Here is a 4565-nt window from a genome sequence, read left to right as displayed (position 1 = left end):
GCAATATACAGAAAAGGAAGCGGCCCGCTTTGTTCGAGTTGATCCATCCACGTTGAAGCGTTGGCGCAGGCAGGGGCTCACGCGTTATATTCGCTTTGGCGCAAATGGAGTACGCTATCTCGGTGTTCATGTGGCAGATCTAATTATCAGGGGAACGGATCAGTGGGAAGATACCCCAAACGACGCTTCCAGCTGGGCACTTCTTGGCTCGCGCAACGGGCGGGCAGTACAGCCTGGTATCGTTGCTGGCGGGACGGCAACGGCACCCAGCGCATCAGCCTCGGCACGGCGGATTTTGAAGAAGCAAGGCAAAGACTGACCGACTGGTTCATCCTTCAGTCTCAGCCAGAGCAACCATCCGCTCGAATTGCGATCGCGGAAGTGATTGCCCGATACTGGAATGAGCGAGGTCGACTTACGGCACACCCGCCCACGGTCAAGACTCACTGCAACTATTGGCTCGACCACTTCGGTGAAAAGTCCATCGAGGATGCGCTCGCCTATGCCGAACAAGAGCGGTTCAAAGCCGCCTTGCTCGATCATGGGCTGTCACCCCAGACTGTGAACCACGTCATCAGCACAGGCCGCGCCGCCTTGCGGATGGCGTGGAAAAAAGGGGAGCTGAAGTCCGTGCCCCCGGTCTCCATGCTCCCTGTGGGTGACCAGGACCCCATGGGACGGCCCATGAGTCTAGAGGAAGCCTCGCGGCTTCTCCGGGAGCTCCGCGACCATGTCTGGTTACTGAACGTCATCCTCATTGGGACACTGGCCCGACCCAGCGCTGTGCTCCAATTGGACTGGTCGCAGGTCGATTTTGACGCGGGGTTGATCTTCCTGAACCGTCCCGGCCGGACCCAAACCAAAAAGCGACGACCGGTGGTGAAGATGCCACCGTTTCTTCATGCAATTCTTTGGACACGCCGCGGGGAGGGCCCGGTTATCTCGTTTGAGGGCAAGGCGGTGAAATCGGTCAGGACGGCATGGCGGCAAGCGCGGAAGCGCGCCGGTCTGGAGCCGTCGGTGACCCTCTACTCGTGGCGGCACACGCTCTCCCGCTGGATGCGTGCCCATGGCGTAGACAAGTGGGAGGTCCAGGGCCAACTTGGGCACCGGGGCGGGGTGACCGAAAGGTACGCCGAGTATGCTCCAGACTATCAGGCCAAGGCCACGGCAGCCATCGAAGCGTTCTGGAACAAGGTCATTGGGGACAGTTCGGGGACAGTCCCGTGGACGATGTCCGCTAAGTACTTGATTTTGTGGTGCCGGTTGAGAGGATTGAACTCCCGACCTTCGGTTTACAAAACCGCTGCTCTACCGCTGAGCTAAACCGGCAAAACTACGCGACGCCATTCCGCCGGCCGCGCTGGCGATCGGGGCCCGGATCGGAGGTAACCCGGGTCCGCCAACGCTCGGTCGCCATCTGTTTAGGGCAGCCGGGGAGGGCTCGTCAACGTGCCCGGGGTCTCGCCGAGGCCTCGCCGGGGGCGCGAACAGCGCGCGGAAAGCCGCCGACGAATTCTCTCGGCGCCCCGAGCGGCCGCCGCTCCCCGATCGACGCGCATATCCGGATCATGGTCAGGGACCAGATCGCGGCGCGCGACCCCGGCGCATCGCAGTGAGCTTGCGGTGCTCGCCGCCGGCGTCAGCTCGGCCAAGGAACGTGTTCGCGCGGAGACGAAGAGCAGGGATCGCCGCGAGCCCGCTGCAGCGGGTTCATGCGCGGCGGCGCCCATTGCGCTACCGGCAGCGACGCCGCTGTCCGTCCAACGCCGTGTACATGCCGGATACCGGATCGAAGGATCGGAACTGCGTGCAGCCGAGCGGCCCGATAACGGGCTTGTGCGGATCGAGCTCGGCCTGCCGCGATGGGGCCGCCGCAGATCGATCAGCCGGTTCGATCATCGGGCCGCCGGTCGCGCGCGGCGCGCCATCGGATGGCTGTGCCGGAGCCGGATTCTCCAGCGTCACCGCGCGGTTCTCCGGCGCACGAAAAGCCTTTTCCTCGGGAGCCGACAGTCCGGTATTTCCCGCACCTGCCGTCTTGAATTTATCCAGCGCTCGTTCGAGATTGTCGACACGCGCGGCAAGCGCGCCCACCGTCCCGATCTGCTCCATCAATATCTGCCGATCTTTTTGCCTGTCGGACAGAAGCTTGGCGATCGCCTGTTTCGCATCGTCCTGTTTGGTTTCGTCCGCCGGTGCCGGCGCTGCCGCGCGGTTCGACCGCGAGACGGACAAAGGCCAATACCAGTCATGGCTGGCGGGGCTCGACATGAACGCCCACACTTGCTTGGCCGGGGTGTTGATCCAGAACAACGCTCCGACAATGCCGCCCAAAACAATGACCAGCGCCCAGGCCAGCATGCGGCGCGGCCGTGCCGCCTGTTGATGCGGTCGTGCCGCCTGCTGATGATGGTCCTCGGCGCTCGCCGTGGCGACCGGCTCTTCACGGTCTGCCGCGCGAGCCATCTCCGCGCCGTTCGGCGCGGCGCCGGTGCCGTTGGGTACGATCGTCTTTTCGATTTCGAGAGCGAGTGCGTTCAGGTGTTCGGCCGTCCTCGCGAACACGTCGCCTTTTCCGTTGGGGACAATGCTGCTCAACAAAAGACACTCGGCCGCGTCTGAGCGGATTTTCTTCAAGTGCGTTTGAAGGTCGTTCATGGATACCTTTGTGTCCCCAAGGCCTGCGCGAACCTACCATATTCATGTGAAAATTCCGGGTAATTTGCGGAACCCGAGGTTCCCTGGATAGCGCGACAGGCCGCCCGCCCGCAGGTCGGGGACCGGCTTCGGTGCTTGCCCGGGCCCTCTGGCGGATAGCTGCTTCCCTGCGTTTGCCTGTCAGCCGGAACCGTCCATTGCGGAGCAGGCCCGCTCCCGGCTATAGCCACCGTCCGCCGGCAGGCGCGTTCTGAACGGTCTCCACACCGAGGTAGTCATGAGCTTTGATCCCGATCGCTTTGCCGTCGCGTTGCTGACGTCGATGCCCGACGCCGTCGTCTATTCCGACGTCGAGGGGCGGATCCAGTTCTGGAACAACGGCGCCGAAGCGATGTTCGGATTCACCTCGGCGGAAGCTGTGGGGCAGTCGCTCGACATCATCGTTCCCGAGAACCTGCGAAAGCGCCACTGGGACGGCTACGAGGTGACCATGCGCACCGGCGTGACCCGCTACGGCGCGGGCGATCTTCTGTCGGTTCCGGCCATTCGCAAGGATGGATCGCGCCTTTCCACCGAGTTCACCATCGTGCCGTTCAAGGACGAATCCGGCCGGATGCTCGGAATCGCCGCCATCATGCGCGATGTCAGCAAGCGGTTCGAGGAGATGCGGGCCCTGCGCAAGCAGGCTGCGGCCGCCGGCACCGCCGCGTCATCCTGACCTGCCGCCGGGCGATCTTTGCGGGGTCGGGCTCCGGTGGCTCATTGCAATCATGGGACGTCTTCACGGGATGTCGTCATGGGACATCGTTCGGCGCGACGACCAGATCGCCGAATTCGGGATGACGTCTGATGAAGGCCGCGATGAACTCGCATTCCGGCACGAGGCGCAGGTCGCGACGGCGAATGTCGTCGAGAACGGCGGTTGCCAGCAACGAACCGACGCCGCGTCCGCCCAGCGCCTTCGGCACCTCGGTGTGCGCCAGCGTGATGCGGTCGCCCTGCCGCACATAGCTGACGAAAGCCGTCACCCCGTCGATCACCATCTCGTAGCGGCCAAGCGCCGCATTGTCGGTCACCTCAGGCATGATGGGCCTCCAGTCCAGGGTTGATGGCGCGCAGGGTGTGCGCAATCCTCGGTCGTGCAGTCGGGCAGGCCAGCCGCGGTCATGGCGGTTGCCGCTCTGCCAGAGATGGAGTCATGCCCGCGTATCATTCAGCGGCCGCCGTCGCGGGCTGGGGTGCCTCCATTGGCGCAGCCGGGTTGATGAAGGCGAACGGTATGGCGATGAACAACACGCCGCCAACGATGTTTCCAAGGGTGGCATATAGTTCATTATACATCGCGCCGCCAAGCGACAGCGAGCTCTTGCCCATCAAGGCCATCGCAAACGTCGCCATGTTCGCGATCGAGTGCTCGCCACCCAGGTACAGGAACATGAACACGACCAGGATCAGGATGACGATCTTCGCGATCTCCTCGTGACAGCGGAACGCCAGACGCACCGCCAGACAGACGAGCCAGTTCGCCAGGACGCCACGCCAGAAAATGACGGCCGCCGCCTCGTGCGCCTTATGCAGGGCACCGGCGTACAGCGCATGATTGGCCGGCAGATCGTCAATGATGCCGGTGGCATACAGCAGGCCCGCGATGATGACGGCCCCGAGCAGATTGCCGATGTAGCAAACCACCCAAAGGCCTGCAGCCGAACGCCATGTGGTCGAGCCCTCGTAGCAGGAAATCCCAAGGTAGAGATTGTTGCTGGTGAACAGCTCGGTGTTCGACAGCACGATCATCGCCAGGCCGACACCGAAGAACAGCGAACCGATGAGCTTGCCGTAAGGCGTCGCACCGAGGTCGTTGATGAGCGACCAGTAGACGAAGACGACGATGGACAGATACATCC

The 4565-nt window shown here is 63.2% G+C and carries 5 protein-coding genes, 1 tRNA gene and 1 pseudogene; 3 read left to right on the top strand and 4 right to left on the bottom strand.

The genetic code is table 11. The features are described 5' to 3' along the window. Both WCB02_RS00035 and WCB02_RS00030 read left to right on the top strand, forming a co-directional pair. A partial coding sequence (locus tag WCB02_RS00035; RefSeq protein ID WP_423955050.1) for a hypothetical protein occupies nucleotides 1–319 on the top strand: 319 nt, incomplete at its 5' end. 281 nt (nucleotides 320–600) lie between these two features. Continuing rightward, nucleotides 601–1125, top strand: a pseudogene (locus WCB02_RS00030) (tyrosine-type recombinase/integrase); the annotation flags it as partial. Nucleotides 1126–1257: 132 nt separating this feature from the next. Here the strand turns inward: WCB02_RS00030 and WCB02_RS00025 are convergent. Then, nucleotides 1258–1332, bottom strand: a tRNA-Thr gene (locus tag WCB02_RS00025). 405 nt (nucleotides 1333–1737) lie between these two features. Then, nucleotides 1738–2568 carry a hypothetical protein gene (locus WCB02_RS00020; RefSeq protein ID WP_423955049.1) on the bottom strand — a complete coding sequence of 277 codons (831 nt, stop codon included), beginning with the start codon at nucleotides 2566–2568 and terminating at the stop codon, nucleotides 1738–1740. Nucleotides 2569–2938: 370 nt separating this feature from the next. Here WCB02_RS00020 and WCB02_RS00015 point away from each other — a divergent pair, with 370 nt between their 5' ends. After that, a complete protein-coding gene (locus WCB02_RS00015; protein WP_423955048.1) occupies nucleotides 2939–3379 on the top strand; it encodes a PAS domain-containing protein in 441 nt (146 codons plus the stop codon). 76 nt (nucleotides 3380–3455) lie between these two features. Here the strand turns inward: WCB02_RS00015 and WCB02_RS00010 are convergent, their stop codons facing one another. Together WCB02_RS00010 and WCB02_RS00005 are read right to left on the bottom strand one after the other, a co-directional pair. Next, nucleotides 3456–3746 carry a GNAT family N-acetyltransferase gene (locus WCB02_RS00010; RefSeq protein WP_423955047.1) on the bottom strand — a complete coding sequence of 97 codons (291 nt, stop codon included), beginning with the start codon at nucleotides 3744–3746 and terminating at the stop codon, nucleotides 3456–3458. A gap of 124 nt (nucleotides 3747–3870) precedes the next feature. Next, a partial coding sequence (locus WCB02_RS00005; RefSeq protein WP_423955046.1) for a formate/nitrite transporter family protein occupies nucleotides 3871–4565 on the bottom strand: 695 nt, incomplete at its 5' end.

Source organism: Bradyrhizobium sp. (genome assembly GCF_049581145.1).
Classification (GTDB): Bacteria; Pseudomonadota; Alphaproteobacteria; order Rhizobiales; family Xanthobacteraceae; genus Bradyrhizobium.
Note: the sequence above shows the minus strand (reverse complement) of the source record. Positions and strands in the feature narration are given on the sequence as shown.

Coding starts and splice junctions, on each gene's coding strand:
- WCB02_RS00015 (WP_423955048.1), top strand. CDS start 2,939: ATGAGCTTTGATCCCGATCGCTTTGCCGTCGCGTTGCTGACGTCGATG.
- WCB02_RS00010 (WP_423955047.1), bottom strand. CDS start 3,746: ATGCCTGAGGTGACCGACAATGCGGCGCTTGGCCGCTACGAGATGGTG.